General features: G+C 74.8%; 19 protein-coding genes. 12 read left to right on the top strand and 7 right to left on the bottom strand.

Annotation, left to right across the window (positions count from 1 at the left end; all coding sequences use genetic code 11):
- Positions 1–42 precede the first annotated feature (42 nt).
- Entirely contained in the window at positions 43–915 is an 873-nt protein-coding gene (locus BMY40_RS11860) for an undecaprenyl-diphosphate phosphatase (protein WP_093658428.1), read from the bottom strand.
- 51 nt (positions 916–966) lie between these two features.
- Positions 967–1,767 carry a TVP38/TMEM64 family protein gene (locus BMY40_RS11855; protein ID WP_093658426.1) on the bottom strand — a complete coding sequence of 267 codons (801 nt, stop codon included), beginning with the start codon at positions 1,765–1,767 and terminating at the stop codon, positions 967–969.
- 121 nt (positions 1,768–1,888) lie between these two features.
- On the opposite strand from BMY40_RS11855, the gene BMY40_RS11850 reads away from it, so the two are divergent.
- The gene (locus BMY40_RS11850; protein ID WP_093658424.1) at positions 1,889–2,764 is read left to right on the top strand and encodes a spermidine synthase; all 876 of its coding nucleotides are present in this window, start codon (positions 1,889–1,891) and stop codon (positions 2,762–2,764) included.
- Here BMY40_RS11850 and BMY40_RS11845 read toward each other — a convergent pair.
- From BMY40_RS11845 to BMY40_RS11835, 3 genes are all read right to left on the bottom strand, one after another.
- A complete protein-coding gene (locus tag BMY40_RS11845) occupies positions 2,704–4,029 on the bottom strand; it encodes an MFS transporter (protein ID WP_093658422.1) in 1,326 nt (441 codons plus the stop codon). The genes BMY40_RS11850 and BMY40_RS11845 overlap by 61 nt on opposite strands.
- Entirely contained in the window at positions 4,026–5,069 is a 1,044-nt protein-coding gene (locus BMY40_RS11840; RefSeq protein ID WP_093658420.1) for a DUF8017 domain-containing protein, read from the bottom strand. Before BMY40_RS11840 ends, BMY40_RS11845 begins: the two co-directional genes overlap by 4 nt.
- A 115-nt stretch (positions 5,070–5,184) precedes the next feature.
- Positions 5,185–5,736 (bottom strand): gamma carbonic anhydrase family protein, encoded by a 552-nt coding sequence (locus BMY40_RS11835; RefSeq protein WP_093658418.1) that lies wholly within the window; start codon positions 5,734–5,736, stop codon positions 5,185–5,187.
- 141 nt (positions 5,737–5,877) lie between these two features.
- Between BMY40_RS11835 and BMY40_RS11830 the strand changes: the two genes are divergently transcribed.
- From BMY40_RS11830 to BMY40_RS11805, 6 genes are all read left to right on the top strand, one after another.
- Positions 5,878–6,729, top strand: a complete 852-nt coding sequence (locus BMY40_RS11830; protein WP_093658416.1) for an acyltransferase — start codon at positions 5,878–5,880, stop codon at positions 6,727–6,729.
- A gap of 176 nt (positions 6,730–6,905) precedes the next feature.
- Positions 6,906–7,469 (top strand): YbaK/EbsC family protein, encoded by a 564-nt coding sequence (locus BMY40_RS11825; RefSeq protein WP_093658414.1) that lies wholly within the window; start codon positions 6,906–6,908, stop codon positions 7,467–7,469.
- A gap of 27 nt (positions 7,470–7,496) precedes the next feature.
- Positions 7,497–7,868, top strand: coding sequence for a hypothetical protein (locus BMY40_RS11820; protein ID WP_093658412.1), 372 nt, complete (start codon positions 7,497–7,499; stop codon positions 7,866–7,868).
- A 60-nt stretch (positions 7,869–7,928) separates the two neighbouring features.
- On the top strand, positions 7,929–8,330 hold the full coding sequence (locus tag BMY40_RS11815; protein ID WP_177213970.1) for an SRPBCC family protein: 402 nt from the start codon (positions 7,929–7,931) through the stop codon (positions 8,328–8,330).
- A gap of 262 nt (positions 8,331–8,592) precedes the next feature.
- A complete protein-coding gene (locus BMY40_RS11810; RefSeq protein ID WP_093658410.1) occupies positions 8,593–8,841 on the top strand; it encodes a WhiB family transcriptional regulator in 249 nt (82 codons plus the stop codon).
- Between the two features lie 151 nt (positions 8,842–8,992).
- Positions 8,993–10,000, top strand: a complete 1,008-nt coding sequence (locus tag BMY40_RS11805; RefSeq protein ID WP_177213969.1) for an NADP-dependent oxidoreductase — start codon at positions 8,993–8,995, stop codon at positions 9,998–10,000.
- 77 nt (positions 10,001–10,077) lie between these two features.
- Here the strand turns inward: BMY40_RS11805 and BMY40_RS11800 are convergent, their stop codons facing one another.
- A complete protein-coding gene (locus BMY40_RS11800; RefSeq protein ID WP_093658408.1) occupies positions 10,078–10,485 on the bottom strand; it encodes a CoA-binding protein in 408 nt (135 codons plus the stop codon).
- Between the two features lie 61 nt (positions 10,486–10,546).
- Here BMY40_RS11800 and BMY40_RS11795 point away from each other — a divergent pair, with 61 nt between their 5' ends.
- Both BMY40_RS11795 and BMY40_RS11790 read left to right on the top strand, forming a co-directional pair.
- Positions 10,547–11,170, top strand: a complete 624-nt coding sequence (locus BMY40_RS11795) for a YigZ family protein (RefSeq protein WP_093658406.1) — start codon at positions 10,547–10,549, stop codon at positions 11,168–11,170.
- Positions 11,171–11,530: 360 nt separating this feature from the next.
- Positions 11,531–12,862, top strand: coding sequence for an exopolysaccharide biosynthesis polyprenyl glycosylphosphotransferase (locus BMY40_RS11790; protein ID WP_245770023.1), 1,332 nt, complete (start codon positions 11,531–11,533; stop codon positions 12,860–12,862).
- 40 nt (positions 12,863–12,902) lie between these two features.
- Here BMY40_RS11790 and BMY40_RS11785 read toward each other — a convergent pair whose 3' ends face one another.
- Positions 12,903–13,847, bottom strand: coding sequence for a GDP-L-fucose synthase family protein (locus BMY40_RS11785; protein ID WP_093658403.1), 945 nt, complete (start codon positions 13,845–13,847; stop codon positions 12,903–12,905).
- Positions 13,848–13,984: 137 nt separating this feature from the next.
- Between BMY40_RS11785 and gmd the strand changes: the two genes are divergently transcribed.
- From gmd to BMY40_RS11770, 3 genes are read left to right on the top strand one after another with little or no spacing between them, the layout of a single operon-like run.
- Positions 13,985–14,998, top strand: coding sequence for a GDP-mannose 4,6-dehydratase (gene gmd, locus BMY40_RS11780; RefSeq protein WP_093658401.1), 1,014 nt, complete (start codon positions 13,985–13,987; stop codon positions 14,996–14,998).
- Positions 14,995–15,531, top strand: a complete 537-nt coding sequence (locus BMY40_RS11775) for an LbetaH domain-containing protein (protein ID WP_093658399.1) — start codon at positions 14,995–14,997, stop codon at positions 15,529–15,531. Before gmd ends, BMY40_RS11775 begins: the two co-directional genes overlap by 4 nt.
- On the top strand, positions 15,528–16,697 hold the full coding sequence (locus tag BMY40_RS11770; RefSeq protein ID WP_093658397.1) for a glycosyltransferase: 1,170 nt from the start codon (positions 15,528–15,530) through the stop codon (positions 16,695–16,697). The genes BMY40_RS11775 and BMY40_RS11770 overlap by 4 nt, the downstream gene beginning before the upstream one ends.
- The last annotated feature ends 56 nt before the right edge of the window (positions 16,698–16,753 follow it).

The raw sequence follows: 16,753 nt of genomic DNA, 5'->3' as shown, positions 1-16,753 counted from the left end.
CGGGCGGCGGCCCGGCCGGCCCGGCGGACGCCCCCGCGGACCTCAGCCCAGCGACTCGCCCGCGTGCGGGGAGACCGCCCCGGCCGCGATCAGGGCGAAGATCAGCAGGCCCAGCAGTATCCGGTAGACCACGAACGGCATGAAGCTCTTGGTGGAGATGAACTTCATGAACCAGGCGATGACCGCGTAGGCCACGAAGAAGGACAGGACGGTCGCGAAGATCGTCGGCGCCCAGGAGACGTGTCCCTCGCCGATCTCCGTCAGCTCGAACAGTCCGGAGGCGAGGACGGCGGGGATGGCCAGCAGGAAGGAGTAGCGGGCGGCGGCCTCACGGGTGTAGCCCATGAACAGGCCGCCGCTGATCGTCGCACCCGAGCGGGACACGCCGGGTACCAGCGCCATCGCCTGGGCCATGCCGAACAGCAGGCCGTCGCGCACGGTCAGCCTCTCCAGCGACTTGCGCTCGCGTACGGCGCGGTGGCGCCCGCCGGAGGTGTCGCGCGCCGCGAGCCGGTCGGCCACGCCCAGGACGATGCCCAGCACGATCAGGGTCGTGGCGATCAGCCGCAGGTCGCGGAAGGGGCCTTCGATGTGGTCCTTGAGGGTCAGGCCGAGGACGCCGATCGGGATGGAGCCGACGATCACCAGCCAGCCCAGTTTCGCGTCGTGCTCGCGGCGTGCCTGCCTGTCGTACAGCGAGCGGAACCAGGCGGAGACGATCCGCGCGATGTCCTTGCGGAAGTAGATCAGCACGGCCGTCTCGGTGCCGATCTGGGTGACGGCGGTGAAGGCCGCGCCGGGGTCCTCCCACCCCGCGAAGACCGCGGTCAGCCGCAGATGGGCGCTGGAGGATATGGGGAGGAACTCGGTCAGCCCCTGGACGAGCCCGAGGATGAACGCTTCGAACCAAGACATGTCGGGGTGTGCTCGTCCCTATTCGTGATCACCGGTCAGGTCGGGCAGATGCTATGGCCGGTCGGGAACGGGAAGGGAAACGGCGGGCGAACGTCGCGAGCCTGTGCGTACCGGCTCGGTGACCGCCCGGCTCGCGGCCTCCCGCGGCGCCCCGGGCCGGCGCAGCCGGGCGCGCCTGCGCCAGGCGACGGCCGCGGCGGCCAGTCCGGGAACGGCGATGAAGGCGGACGCGACCAGGAAGACGGGCGAGGTCGGCTCGGTGGCCTGGCTGCCCGCCACGGCGTACGCGGCGGTGTTGGGCACACAGCCCAGCGCGGTGGCCGACAGGAAGGCCGACCAGCGCATCCGGCTGACGGAGGCGCCGTAGTTGGAGACGGCGAACGGGATCCCCGGCAGCACCCGCAGCACCAGCATCGAGCGGAAGCCCCGGCGGCTGAGCTGCCGGTCCCCGGCCGCCAGCCAGCGGCCGCGCAGCAGCGGGCGCAGGGCGTCCTGCCCCAGCAGCCGTCCCAGCCCGAAGGCCAGCCCGGCCCCCAGCACCGTCCCGGCCACCGCCGCGACAGTGCCCAGGGCGGCGCCGAATAGGGCGCCCGAGGCCAGGTTCAGCACCGGTCTGGGCACGAGAGCCGCGGTGCACAGACCGTACGCGAGGGCGAACAGCGCCAGCGCGCCGCCGCCGGAGAGCTGGGGACGCCACCCCTGGGCGAACAGTTGCTGCGGTTCGTGGAGGGCCACCGTCGTGGCGGCGGCGGCCAGCAGCACGGCGAGGAGGGACAGACGGGACCACGGGGAGAACAGCACCGCGGAGCACCGGGCGGCGGGTCCGACGGGCCGGGGAGCGGGGACGGGCACCGGGCGAGCGTAACCGACGCGGGTGACATACGTCCCGGTGTGCCCGCTGTGAGGTCCGCGACCCGGCGGACGTCCCCCGCCCGGTGCTCCGCTCCCCGCGGCGGGCCGCGACAATGGGGCGATGGACGACGAGACGGCGCAGCAGGAGCCGGTGCCCGTGCGCCGGACCGTGGACCAGGGCACCGCGCGGCTGCTGCCGGACGTGGACCGGCCGCGCGCCCGGCTGCTCACCGTCGACGACGCACCCCAGTCGTACGTGGACCCGGGCGACCCGACGCACCTGGAGTTCGAGTACGTGCGCCGCATCGCCCACGTCCTGGACTGCGCCGCAGCCCCGGGCGCACCGCTGGACGTCCTCCACCTGGGCGGCGGGGCCATGACCCTGCCGCGCTACCTGGCCGCCACCCGCCCCGGTTCCCGTCAGGAGGTGGTGGACGCCGACCGGGCGCTGATCGGCCTGGTGGCCGAGCACCTGCCGCTGCCGCCCGGCAGCGGGATCGAGGTGCGCGCCGACGACGCCCTCACCGCGCTGCGGGACAGACCCCCCGGGGCGGTGGACGTCCTGGTCGCCGACGTCTTCGGCGGCTCCCGCGTCCCGGCCCACCTGACCACCCTGGCCTACGCCCGGGCCGCCGCCGCGGCGCTGCGGCCGGAGGGGTTCTACGTCGCCAACCTCGCCGACGCCGCGCCCTTCGGCTTCCTCCGCTCCCAGCTCGCCGGCTTCCGCGCCGCGTTCGGCGACGACCCGGGCCGGCTGTGCCTGATCGCCGAGCCCGCCGTGCTGCGCGGCCGCCGGTTCGGCAACACCGTGCTGGTCGCCTCCCGCGCCGGGCTGCCCGTGGAGCGGCTGGCACGGCTGGCGGCGGGCGACCCGTTCCCGGCCCGGGTGGCGCACGGCGCCGCGCTGGAGCGGCTGACCGGTCGCGCGCGCCCGGTTCAGGAGAGCGAGGCGGCACCCTCGCCCAGGCCGCCGGAGGGCTCCTTCACCGTCGGCTGACCGCCGGCCACCGCCGCCCCGTCCCGCCGGGTCAGGCCGCGCACCTCCGGCACGCACAGCACCGCGGCCGTCAGCGCCGCGACCAGCACCGAGCAGCCCCACAGCGCCGCCGGCCGGCCCACCAGCGACTCGACGGGGCCCGCCGCGGCCGTGGCGAGGGGCACCAGGGCGATCGAACCCAGCCAGTCGTAGGCCGAGACCCGGGAGAACTTCTCCTCGGGCACCTCCTGGTGCAGCGCCGTCATCCAGCTCACCCCGAACACCTCGAGCGTGACACCGGTCACGAACATCGCCGCGATCAGCCACCCCACGGACACCGGCACCGCCAGCGCCGCCGAGGGCAGCGCCAGGGGGAAGACGCACAGGGTGCCGGCGAGCAGGATACGGCGCGGCCGCCAGCGGGTCATCAGCACCCCGCCGCACACCGTGCCCGCGCCGAAGGCGGCCAGTGCGAGCCCCCACGGCCGGGCACCGCCCAGATGCTCCTCGGCGACCTGCGGCCCGTACACCGCCTCGGCCGCCGCGACCACCGCGTTGACGACCGCGAACTGCAGGACCACCGCCCACAGCCACGGCCGTCCCGCCACCTCGCGCCAGCCGTCGCGCAGATCGCCCAGCAGGCCGCCGCCCGGCGCCCGCTCGGGCATCCCGCGCAGATCCAGGAGGGCGCGCAGCGCCCCCGCGGCGGCGAAGGCGGCGGCGTCGATCGCCAGCACCCAGCCGGGACCGACCGCGGCGATCAGCGCGCCGCCGAGCGCCGCGCCGCCGATGGAGGCGCCGTTGACCCCCATCCGGAAGACGGCGAAGGCGCGCCCGGCCTGCTCGCCGCGGACGCTGGCGAGCACCATCCCCTCGGCGGCCGGGGCAAAGAAGGCGTGGCCGGTGCCGCCCAGCGCGGACAGCAGCACCATCTGCCACAGCTCGGCGCCGCCGGTGATCACCAGCGCCGCGAAGACGCCCTGGGAGGCGCAGTTGAGCGCGTTGGCCGCCACCATCACCCGGTGGCGGGGCAGCCGGTCGGCGACGGCGCCGCCGACGAGCAGGAACAGGACCAGGGGGACGGTGCGGGCGGCGGCGACCAGGCCCACGTCGGTGCCGTCGCCGCCCGAGGCGAGCACGGCGAACGCCGCCGCGATCAGCGCACCGGAGTTGCCCAGTCCGGTGACCACGGCGGCGGCCGTCAGCAGCGTGTAGTTGCGGCCCGCCCAGGCGGGGCGGGACGGCAGCCGCCCCGCCCCGCCCCCGGCGGGCCCCCCGCCGGTCAGTCCTCCTCCGCGTACGGCCGCAGGCTGCCGGTCATCTTGTCGATGGTGGCCCGGGACACCTCGTCATCGACCCCGGCGTCGGTGACCAGGACCCAGATGCGCAGGTCGTTGCTGCCGTCGATCCAGGAGACGGTCACGACCTTGCCGTCGGAGTCGCACTTGTTCTCCTTCTCGACCCCGATGGCCGTGGCGCTCGCTATGTGGCCGGTGATGCCGTGCTCGTTGGAGAACTTCTTCGCCTTGGTCAGCTTGACGGTGTCCTTCTGCTCGCCGTACGCGAAGTAGACGAAGTTCTCCGCGGCGATCTCGGCGCCCTCGGCGGTGTTGCGGGAGCCCTGGCCGCCCTTGCTGCCGACGATGGCCCGGGTGTACTTGCTGTTGCCGACCTTGCACCAGCTCTCCTTGTAGAAGGCCGGCGCGCTGAAGGCGACCTGGGGCCCGGAGAAGGGGTCGTCCTCGTCCTTCTGCCCGTAGCCGATGATCGTCGTCTCCGTGCCGACCTTCCAGTCCGCGGGCACGTCGAAGGCGTTGTGGTGCTTGGCGTTGGTGACGACCTTCCAGCCGGACACCACCGGGTCGGGCTTCTCCGGGGTGAGGCCGTCGCGCGGGTTGGTGGGGTCGTCCCGCTCGGCGCCGGCGTCCTCGCTCGGCTCGGCGGTGGAGGGCTCGGGGCTCGGCGAGACGCTGCTGCCGGGTCCCGCGGCCTTCTCGCCCTTGTCGTCGTCGGCGAGGACGAGGACGCCCGTCACCACGGCCGCGGCGATCACCGCGACGGCCGCGACGATGGCGATCGCCGCGTTCCGGCCCCCCTTGCCGCTCCTGCCGCCGCCCTGCGGAGGCTGCGGTGCGCCGGGCGCGCCCGGCTGCCCCCACTGGCCGCCGGGCTGCCCCTGGTAACCCGGGCCCCGGTAGGGGTTGGGCGCCTGGTACCCCGGCGTCTGGTAGGGGTTCGGAGTCTGGTAGCCCGGCGTCTGGTACGGGTTGGGCTGCTGGTTCTGCGGGTTCTGCTCGCCCCCGGGCGGCTGCTGTCCTGGCCACATGGCGAGAACACTAGAGCCGCCGCCGCGGCCGGGCCACGGCCGCCCCCGCTTCGGTACGCACCCGGTACACGCCCCCCCCCGGGCGGGGCCGTGCACCGCGCCCTCGGGGGCCGGGCTACCGGCCCGCGCCGTCCTCCGGGACGGCCAGCGTCTCCCGGTGCGCACCGGCCAGCCCCCGGTACGCCGCGGCGTTGACGCGGATGCCCTCCCGCTCCTCTTCGGTCAGCTCCCGCCTGACGCGGGCGGGGACCCCGGCGACCAGGGAACCCGGCGGTACCTCCATCCCCTGCGGGACCAGGGCGTGGGCCGCCACCAGCGAACCGGCGCCCACCCGGGCACCGTTGAGCACCGTCGCACCCATCCCGACCAGGACCTCGTCCCCGATCGTGCAGCCGTGCAGCACCGCGTTGTGCCCCACCGAGACGCGCTCGCCCACGACCGCCGGGAAGCCCGGGTCGGCGTGGACGGTGCAGTTGTCCTGCACGTTGCTGTCCGCGCCGACGGTGATCGCGTCGCAGTCGCCGCGCAGCACCGCGTTGTACCAGACGCTCGCGCCGGCCCCCAGCGATACCTGGCCGACCACCACGGCCGTCGGGGCGACGTACGCCTCCGGATCGATCTCGGGTTCCCTGCCCACCACGCCCGCGATCATCGCCCGCTGTTCCATCCGCGCCCTCCTCCGCCCGCCGTGCAGCGCACGGCCCGTGTGCCGAACAACTTCTCCAACGGCACCGTAAGGGATCGGGTGGGGCGGGAATCACAGCACGCCGGGCGGTGCGCCGTCCGTCCGGGCGTCTACCGTGATCGGGTGCCCAAGAACAGGAACGTGTTCTCCTCCCTGCTGTCCCGCGCGGCCTCCCGCGTCGTGCACGGGCTGTGGCGCCACGCGCAGCGGGCGGGCGCCGTCTCGGCCGAGCGCCCCGGGCCGTACGCGTTCCGCAGGATCGGGGAGGGCACCCGCCTGGCCTTCCCGCAGGGCACGCTGTTCGGCACCGAGTGGATCGAGCTGGGCGCGTGCTGCGTCGTCGGCGCCGAGGTCACGCTGACCGCCGGGATGATGCCCGACCTCGACCTCGGGCCGGACACGGTGCTGCGGCTGGGCGACGGGGTGGTCCTCGGCCGGGGCAGTCACGTGGTCGCCGACGGGGCCGGGGCGGGCGTGACGATCGGGAACGACGTCTTCTGCGGCCCGTACGTCTACATCACCTCCACCAACCACTCCTACGACGACCCCCACCAGCCGATCGGCAGGCAGTGGCCGCGCTCGGCGCCGGTGGAGATCGGCGCGGGCAGCTGGCTGGGCACGGGCGCGGTGGTGCTGCCGGGCGCGCGGCTGGGGCGGAACACGGTGGTGGCGGCCGGTTCGGTCGTCCGCGGCGAGGTCCCCGACCACGCCGTGGTCGCCGGCGCGCCCGCGAAGGTCGTCCGGCGCTGGGACCCGGGGGAGGGATGGCTGCCCCCGCTGCGCACCCCGCCGCCGGTGCCGGTGCCCGAGGGCGTCACCGGCGGGCAGCTGGCGGCGCTGGCCCGCCTCGGGGTCCCGGAGCCGGGGACGGCCGGGGCGGAGGCGGGCAGACTGGGCGGGGCGGCCGGTCCCGGACCGGTCCCGGCCCCGCCCGCCGACAGGGAAGGAAGCGACGACGGGATGCGTACGCCGTGAACAACCGGACCCTGCGCCTGCTGCTGCTGTTCGCCGTCGCCCTGCACGGCCTGGCACTGCTGCTGTACGTGGCCCGCAACCACTGGATCTGACCCCATCCGCCCGCGCAGCCGTCCGCTCCGCCGCTGAGTCCGCCCCGCGCGGAGGGCGTCCGGGCGGCTGCTACCGTGCACGCCATGCGCGCCCCCATCGGGAACTTCACCGACGCCTGGCCGGTCACCGACAAGCTCGACCTGCTGGCCCCGCCGGTCGCCGCCGCGCTGCGCGGCCCCGTGCCGGCCGACGGGGTCGTCTACGTCGACAGCGACCCGGACGACGCCGACACCGCCCGCTTCGGCGAGGTGCACGGCATCCCGCCCGAGCAGTCCGCCAACTGCGTGGTCGTCGCGGCCCGCCGCGGCCAGGAGACCACCCTGGCCGCCTGTGTCGTCCTCGCCCACACCCGTGCCGACGTCAACCGCACCGTCCGGCGCGAACTGGGCGCCCGCAAGGCCTCGTTCGCGCCCATGGAGACGGCCGTCGGCGAGTCCGGCATGGAGTACGGCGGCATCACCCCGATCGGTCTGCCCCAGGGCTGGCCCCTGCTGGTGGACGCCGCGGTCGCCGACACCCCGTACGCCGTCGTCGGCTCCGGGCGCCGCCGCGGCAAACTGCTGGTGCCCGGCGCGCTCCTGGCCGGCCTGTCCGGCGCGCGGGTGCTCGACGGTCTGGGCCTCCAGGCCGCCCGCACCGGCGACTGACCGCCGTGCGGGCGCTACTCTGCCCGCATGTCGAACCACGATGACCTGCTCGTCTCCATCGCCGAGAAGGTGGAGTCCGAGCGGAGCAACCAGATGCCCCTCACCGTGGTGGTCCCCGGCGCGGTCATCACCGGCAGGCTGGCGCCCGAGGCCGTCTGGAAGGCGCGGGTCGCCGAGGTCCTGCGGGACTCCGAGCGCCTGAAGCCGTTCGCCGAGCTGTTCGGACCGTCCGGGGAGGACGGCCCGAACGGCGGCGGCAGGCCCACCCACCTGCACCTGCACGTCGCGCGCATCCTCCAGGGAAGCTACGGCCTCCCCGACACCGGCGGCATGTACCGCGTCGCCATCGGCGAGGTGAGCGGCTGGACCCTGGGGGAACTCAGCTACTCCGACGAGTGAGGGGAGCGGCCCGGCACACGCCGTGTCCGGCCGCCCCTCCGTGACGAGGAGCCGACCGGCATGGCACGGATGACCCTGCGGGCGGCCGGGCGGGCCCCGGCCGGCGAAGTGTGGGAGCGCTACGCGCGGCCGGAGCTGTGGCACACCTGGTCGCCGCAGATCCGGTCCGTGCGTGTGCGCGGCGACCGCATCGAGCCCGGGATGGCGGGCGAGATCGTCTCGCTGCCGGGGGTGCCGGTCGCCTTCACGGTCGAGGAGGTCGGCGAGGCGCGGCGGCGGTGGACCTGGCGGGTCGAGGCCGGTCCCGTGCGGATGCGCCTGCACCACGCGGTCGTCGTCCTGCCCGACGGGCGGACCGGCACCGAGCTGCGCATGGAGGGGCCGTTGCCGGCGCTCGTCCTCTACGCGGGCCCGGCCCGGCTCGCCCTGCACCGTCTGGTGAGGGGCGGCTCAGGAGCATGACCCGTGCCGGAACGTTCCTTTATATTTGGATATCGACACCTCTGCCGGGCTCTGCGGCGCACCATCGCGCCGTGGGGATCTCCGGGCTGCCCGGTGACGGGCCGCCCCGAATCCGCGGAGGTTCCGGTGAGCGTTCCCGACTTCTTCTTCCCCTTCCGCGCGGACCGCGCGTTCCGTGCGGATCCGCCGCCGGCCGGTGCGCCCGGCGCGTACCGGGCGGTTCCCCCGCGGCCCTCCCGCTCCCGCCGGCCGCTGCGCTGACATGGGCTGGCGTGAGTCCGCGGCGTGCCGCGGCGAGGACCCCGAACTGTTCTTCCCCATCGGGGACGGCGGCCCGGCGGAACGGCAGACGGCGCGGGCGCGGGCCGTCTGCCTCGGCTGCCCCGTCATGCCCCAGTGCAGGGACTGGGCGGTCAGGAACGGAGAGACCGAGGGAGTGTGGGGCGGCACCACCGCGGCCGAACGGCGGCTGATCAGACGGCGCTTCGTGGGCCGGCTGCCCGACGGCTGACGACCGGGGCCGCCTCGGGGTGCCCCGGTGCGCCCCGAGGCGGCCCGAGGTGGCCTGAGGCGCACCGGAGGGCGGGGGTGTCGCAGATCACATCGACCTCGTACCTACTGGTCGGTACGGTGCAGGGAGTCTCGATCGAGCAGGAGGCCCCATGTCGGCGACCAACCGCCAGATCCGCCTGGCAGCCCGTCCCACCGGAGAGGTGAAGCCCGAGGACTGGGAGCACCGCTCGGTGCCCGTGGAGGACCCCGGACCGGGCTGCTTCGCGGGCCGCACCCGTGTCATCTCGCTGGACCCCGCCATGCGGGGGTGGCTCGACGACCGTCCCTCCTACCTGCCGCCCGTCGGCGTCGGCGAGGTGATGCGGGCCGGATCGGTCGTCGAGGTGACCGCGTCCAACCACCCCGACTTCCGGCCCGGCGACCACGTGGTGGGCACGTTCGGCGTCCAGGAGTACGTCGTCTCCGACGGCAGGGGCGCGATGAAGGTCGACACCGCGCTCGCCCCGCCCTCGACGTACCTGGGCGCACTGGGCATGCCCGGCATGACGGCGTACTTCGGCCTGCTGGACGTCGGGGCGCTCAAGGACGGCGAGACCGTGGTGGTCTCCGGAGCCGCCGGCGCGGTGGGCACCATCGCCGGGCAGATCGCCAAGGCGAAGGGCTGCCGGGTCGTGGGCATCGCCGGAGGGCCGCGCAAGTGCGCCATGCTCACCGAGGAGCTGGGCTTCGACGCGGCGATCGACTACCGGGCCGAGGACGTCCGCAAGGCGCTGCGCGAACACGCGCCGGACGGCATCGACGTCTACTTCGACAACGTCGGGGGCGACATCCTGGACGCGGCCCTCACCCGGCTGGCGATGCACGCCCGCGTGGTGATCTGCGGCGCGATCAGCCAGTACAACAACGCCACCCCGGTCAAGGGCCCGTCGAACTACCTGTCCCTGCTCGTCCGCCGCGCCCGGATGGAGGGCTTCGTGGTCTTCGACTACGCCAAGCGCTACGGGCAGGCCGCGCAGGAGATCGCCGGCTGGATCGGCGAGGGCCGCATCAAGGTCAAGGAGCACGTGGTGAAGGGCACCGTCGACGACTTCCCCGAGACGCTGCAGATGCTCTTCCGGGGGGAGAACGTCGGCAAGCTGGTGCTGGAACTGGCCTGACCCGATCCTGATCCCGGTCCTGGTTCCGGCTCCGTGGCGCGCCCCGCCTCCGGGCGGGGCGCGCCACGGGAGGGCGCTCAGCCCAGACGCGGGATCTCGATGGCCGGGCAGCGGTCCATCACCATCTCCAGGCCCGCCGCGCGGGTGCGCTCCCAGGCCGCCTCGTCGACCACGCCGAGCTGGAACCAGACCGCCTTCGCCCCGGCCGCCACCGCCTCGTCCGCGACGCCGCCGGCCAGCGCGGAGTTGACGAACACGTCCACCACGTCGACGGGGAAGGGGATCTCGGCCAGGGAGGCGTAGCCGCGCTCGCCGTGCACCGTCTCGGCCTTGGGGTGGACGGGCACGATCCGCTTGCCGAACCGCTGGAGCGCGGCGGCCACGCCCCAGGCCGCGCGGCCGCGGTTGGACGACAGGCCGACCACCGCCCAGGTGTCACCGGCCTCGGTCAGGATCCTGCGGACTGTCTCTGAGTCTCCGTACATGCCCCTGCCAACGGACGGCCCGGCCGGGCCATTCCCCGCGGTGGACCGTAGGGTGGGCGGAATGCGGGAGCAGTATGTGACGGTCGCGGGCGAGGGCGTGCACGAGACCGAGGTGAACAGGTCGCGCTTCATCTGCGCGCTCGCGCCCGCCGCCACCGAGGAGGAGGCGCGGGCGTTCGTCGCCCGGGTCCGCGAGCGGCACGCGGACGCCACCCACAACTGCTGGGCCTATGTCATCGGCGCCGACGCCGGTGTGCAGAAGGCGAGCGACGACGGGGAGCCCGGCGGCACGGCCGGCGCACCCATGCTCCAGATGCTGCTGCGCCGCGAGGTCCGCTACGCCGCCGCGGTGGTCACCCGCTACTTCGGCGGGGTGAAGCTGGGCGCCGGCGGGCTGATCAGGGCCTACGGCGGTGCGGTCGGCGAAGCCCTCGACGCGCTGGGCACCGTCACCCGGCGGCGGATGCGGCTGGCCACGGTCACGGTGGACCACCAGCGGGCGGGCCGGGTCGAGAACGAGCTGCGCACCGGCGGCCGGGACGTGCGGGGCGTGCGCTACGGCACCGAGGTCGCCATCGAGGTCGGGCTGCCCGAGGCCGAGGTCGACGCCTTCCGCTCCTGGCTCGCCGACGCCACGGCGGGCACCGCCCGGCTGGAGCTGGGCGGCGAGGCGTACGGGACCTGACGGGCCGGGCGGGCCTGTCGGGGAACAGGACCGAACACCCGCGGATGATCTCCGGGGCGTCATGTGAACGTGAAGCCGCAGACATCGACGACTTGGGTGAACGGCCACAGAAATCGGCAAGTGTGTTCTAGTCTTCACACTCGGTACGGAGGCGAATGCGGAGCCGGCACCGGCCGGCCGAGCGGGGGGAAGGGGACGCCGACCGAGTAGGGGGGCAGGGGTTTGTTCGAGGCTGCCGGAACGCGGGTCGCCGCCGCGCCCGCGGACTTAGCCGAGCCGTTACGCGTCCGCGCGCGGGACGGGAAACGGGAGACGAGGGGGAGATCCGGGGCCGGGCGGCGCCTTCCGCCGGCCCTGGCGGTGGACCTGCTGGGCGCGGCGTTGCCGGCCGGTGCGCTGGGCGCCGCGGGGGGAGGGCCGGGTCCGCTGCCGGCCGCCGCGGTCGTCGGCGCGGCCTGGCCGCTGATCGCGGCCCTGAGAGGGCGCTACACGGGGGAGCCGGGGGAGAGCGGAGCCGTACTGCCGGTGCTCCGCGACTGGCTGGCGATGCTGGGCCTGCTCGCCGCGGTGTGCGTCATGGTGCGGCTGGAGGTGTCGGCCGGGGCGTGGCTGCCCGCACTCCTTCCCTGTCTGGCGCTGACCGCCGCCCACCGCAGGCTGGCGTACCGGCGCACACTGGCGCTGCGGCGCCGGGCCCGGGGCCTGCGGCGGGTGCTGGTGGTGGGGGAGGAGGGAGCCGCGGACGGCCTGACGGCGCGGATGGGCGCACGCACCGACGACGAGTACGTGGTGGTCGGCGGCTGCGTGCCCGGGAGTGCCGAAGACGCCGTGGACGCGGCAAACGCCGTGGGCGCTGCGGACGCGGCCGCCGTCCTGCGGCGCGCGGCGGAACTCGACGCCGACACGGTCTTCGTCGTGCCCGGGCGGTGGACGACGGGGGAGGGGCTGCGCCGTCTGGCCTGGGCCCTGTACGACGACGGCCGGAGCCTGGCCGTCGTCCCCGGCCTCGTCGACGTCTCGCGCCACCGGCTGCGGCTGGCCCGGGCCGCGGGGATGACCGTGCTCCACGTGGAGCCGGCCGCCCGGCGGGGGCTGCCGGTGCTGCTCAAGCGGATCACCGACGGGGTGGGCGCGCTGCTGCTGGCCGTGCTGCTCTCGCCCGTCCTGCTGGGGGTGGCGGCGGCGGTGCGCCTGTCGTCGCCGGGACCGGTGATCTACCGGCAGGTCCGCGTCGGCCGGGGACGGGTGCCGTTCCGGATGTGGAAGTTCCGCACGATGGTGGAGGCCGCCGACCGGATGCGCCCGGCGCTGGAGGCGGCGAACGAGCACGACGGGGGGATGTTCAAGATCCGCGAGGACCCCCGGGTCACCCGGCTGGGCCGCGTCCTGCGCCGCTACTCCCTGGACGAGCTGCCACAGCTGTTCAACGTGCTGGCCGGCCACATGTCGCTGGTGGGACCGCGCCCGCCGCTGCCCGAGGAGGTGGAGCGCTATGACGACACCGAACTGCGCAGACTGTCGGTCAAGCCCGGGATCACGGGGCTGTGGCAGGTCAGCGGACGGTCCGACCTGTCGTGGGACGAGACCGTCGCGCTCGACCTGAGGTACGTGGACAACTGGTCCTACACCGGGGACGTCGGCGTCCTGGCCCGCACCTTCCGCGCCGTGGTGAGCGCCCGTGGCGCGTACTAGGAGCGGCCGGGCGGGCGCCGCGGCGGGCGGCGGGGCCGGGTCAGACCGGTTCCGCCGCGCCGAGCCGGGCGCGGTGGGTGGCGGCGATCCCCTCGGCCAGGCCGATCGAGGGGGACCAGCCCAGCGCCCGCATCCGGCCGGTGTCGAGCAGCTTGCGCGGGGTGCCGTCCGGCCTGGAGGAGTCGAAGGCGATCCGGCCCTCGTAGCCCACCACCGAGGCGACCAGCTCGGCCAGTTCGCGGATCGTCAGGTCCTCGCCGCAGCCGACGTTGACCGGCTCGTCGCCGTCGTAGCGGCGCAGCAGCACCTCGCAGGCGGCGGCCAGGTCGTCCACGTGCAGGAACTCGCGGCGGGGGCTGCCGGTGCCCCACAGCACCACCTCCTTCGCGCCCTTCTCCACCGCCTCGTGGAAGCGGCGGATGAGCGCGGGCAGGACGTGCGAGGTCTCGGGGTCGAAGTTGTCGCCGGGCCCGTAGAGGTTGGTGGGCATCGCCGATATGTAGGAGGCGCCGAACTGCCGCCGGTAGGACTGGACCTGGACGATCCCGGCGATCTTGGCGACGGCGTACGCCTGGTTCGTCGGCTCCAGCGGGCCGGTCAGCAGGGCGCTCTCGGTGATCGGCTGCTCGGCGTGCTTGGGGTAGATGCAGCTCGACCCCAGGAAGAGCAGCCTGCGCACCCCGGCGGCGTGGGCGCCGCTCACCACGGCGAGCTGGATGCGGAGGTTGTCCTCCAGGAACTGCACGGGGCGGGTGCTGTTGGCCATGATCCCGCCCACCCTCGCGGCGGCCAGGACCACGGCGTCGGGCCGGGCGCCGCGCAGGTACGCGGTGGTGGCGGCACCGTCGCGCAGGTCGAGTTCGGCGCGGGCGCGGGTCAGCACCTCGTAGCCCCGGGCGGACAGGCGCCGGGCGACGGCGGAGCCGACCAGGCCGCGGTGTCCCGCGACGAAGACGCGGGCGGGCGGGGGCAGCAGATCGTCCATGGCGCGCATTCTGTCAGTGAGAGGCTCACTTTCTCCCGACTTCTGCTGAAACATGGCCAGTTGTCGTCGAGATCCCGTCCCGCCCCGGCGTCCGGCCGGACACGGGCCGACACCAGACCACCTGTGGGGGGAACACCATGCCGCGTACCGCTGTGATCACGGGCATCACCGGGCAGGACGGCTCCTATCTGGCCGAACTGCTGCTGGACAAGGGCTACACCGTGCACGGTCTGATGAGACGCTCCTCCAGCTTCAACACCGAGCGCATCGACCACATCTACCAGGACCCGCACACCCCCGGCCGCCGGCTCGTCCTGCACCACGCCGACCTCTCCGACGGGGTGGCGCTGGTCAACCTGCTGCGCGACGTGAGGCCGGACGAGGTGTACAACCTGGGGGCCCAGTCCCACGTCCGCGTCTCCTTCGACGCCCCCCTGTACACCGGCGACGTGACCGGGCTCGGCGCCTTACGGCTGCTGGAGGCCATCCGGGCCGGCGGCGTGGAGACCAGGCTGTACCAGGCCTCCTCCTCGGAGATGTTCGGCTCCACCCCGCCCCCGCAGAACGAGACCACGCCCTTCCACCCGCGCAGCCCGTACGGCTGCGCCAAGGTCATGGCGTACTGGGCCACCGTCAACTACCGCGAGGCGTACGGCATCCACGCCGTCAACGGGATCCTCTTCAACCACGAGAGCCCGCGCCGCGGCGAGACCTTCGTCACCCGCAAGATCACCCGTGCCGTCGCCCGCATCCGCGCCGGCCTGCAGGAGCACCTCTACCTGGGCAACCTCGACGCCGTCCGCGACTGGGGCTACGCGCCCGAGTATGTCGAGGCCATGTGGCGCATGCTCCAGCGCGACGAGCCCGACGACTACGTGGTGGCCACCGGAGTGGCCGCGACCGTCCGCGACTTCCTCACCGCCGCCTTCGGCGCCGCGGGGCTGGACTGGGAGCGCCATGTGCGCTTCGACCCCAAGTACGAGCGCCCCACCGAGGTGGACGCCCTGATCGGCGACGCCTCCAAGGCGCGGAAGCTGCTGGACTGGGCCCCGAAGGTGCACTACGGCGAGCTGGCCCGGATCATGGTCGAGGCCGATGTGGCGCAACTGGAGGCCGAACTGTCCGGCCGCCGCGTGCGGGTGGACCGGTGAGCGCCCCGGCCGCCGGGCGCCGGCTGCGCGGCTTCACCGGCGCCGGCTACGACAAGCAGCGCGGCCTGCTGACCCAGGCCGCCTGGTTCGCCGCGCTCAACCTGCTCTTCGTCAAGTGGTGGTTCCCGCCGCGCTGGCGCCCGGCCCTGCTGCGGGCCTTCGGCGCGCGCGTGGGGCAGCGGGTCCTGATCCGGCACCGGGTGCGGGTGCAGTGGCCCTGGAAGCTGGCCGTCGGCGACGACGTGTGGATCGGCGAGGGTGCCTGGCTGATCAATCTGGAGCCGATCACCATCGAGAGCGATGTGTGCGTCTCCCAGGAGGCGGTGCTGTGCACCGGCAGCCACCAGCGGCACTCGCCCACCTTCGAGTTCGACAACGCCCCCGTCCGTCTGGAGCGAGGCTCCTGGGTGGCCGCCCGCGCCCTGGTGCTGCGGGGCGTCACCGTCGGCGCGGGCGCGGTGGTCGGGGCCGGGGCGGTCGCCCACCGCGACCTCGCGCCGGGAGCCGTGCACACCGCCGGAGGCACACGATGAGGGTCGTCCACACCGTCACCCTGACCGGCGACGACGGGGCCTACGGCGGCCCGGTGAGCGTGGCCACCGGGCAGCTGGCCGAGCTGGCCGCACGCGGTCACGAGGTCGCGCTGGTCTCCCTGTGGCGCGGCCGCGCCGCGCCGCCGCGCACCCTGGACGGCGTGCCGCTGCGCGCCCACCGCGCCCGCACGCTGGTGCCCGGCCGGGGGTTCCTCGGGCTGTTCCACCCCCGGCTGGCCCTCACCCTGTGGCGGCTGGCGGGCCGGGCCGACGTGCTGCACGTCCACGCCGGACGCGATCTGGTCTCCCTCGCGGCGCTGGCCGCCGCCGTACTGCGCCGCCGCCCCTTCGTCGTCCAGACCCACGGCATGGTCCAGCCGCGCCGCTCGGCCGCCGTGCACCTCTTCGACCGCTGCTATGTGCCCCTGCTGCGCAGGGCGCGCGCCGCGCTGGTGCTCACCGAGGCCGAGGAGACCGGGCTGCGCAGGGTGCTGCGGCCGGGCGGTCCGACGACGGTCCGGCTGCCCAACGGAGTGAGGCCGGCCGCGGCCGGACCGGGGGAGCGGCCGCGGGAGGAAGCCGGACCGGAGGAGCGGCCGGACGAGGCGGACGTCCTCTTCCTCGCCCGGCTCCACCGGCGCAAGCGCCCCGAGGCGTTCGTGCGCATGGCCGCGCTGGTGCGCGCCAAGCACCCCGAGGCGTCCTTCACCCTGCACGGGGCCGACGAGGGCCGACTGGCACCGGTGCGCCGGCTGATCGCCCAGGAGGGGCTGGACGAGGCGGTGGGGTACGGCGGGCCGCTGGACCACGCCGCCGCGGTACGGCGCATCGCCCGCGCCACCGTGTACGTCCTGCCCAGCGTGAACGAGCCGTTCCCGATGAGCGTGCTGGAGGCGCTGGCCGCGGGCACCCCCGTGGTCTGCACCGACAGCTGCGGGATCGCCGCCGAGCTGGAGCGGCGCGGGGCCGCGCTGGTCACCGACGGCTCCCCCGGGGCGCTGGCCGGCGCGGTGCTGAGCCTGCTGGAGGACCGCTCACTGCGCGAGCGCACCGCCGCGGCGGGCCGTGCCGCGGTACGGGAGCGGTTCTCGCTGGCAGCCGTGGCCGACCGGCTGGAGAGGCTGTACGGGTCCGCCGCCCGCGCCGCCCGGCCCGGAGCACGGTGAGGTGCCGCAGGCGGCCCGCGCCGCCCCCGCACCGCACCGCGCCCCGAGACCGCCCC

Source organism: Streptomyces radiopugnans, assembly GCF_900110735.1.
Lineage (GTDB): Bacteria > Actinomycetota > Actinomycetes > Streptomycetales > Streptomycetaceae > Streptomyces > Streptomyces radiopugnans.
Note: the sequence above shows the minus strand (reverse complement) of the source record. Positions and strands in the feature narration are given on the sequence as shown.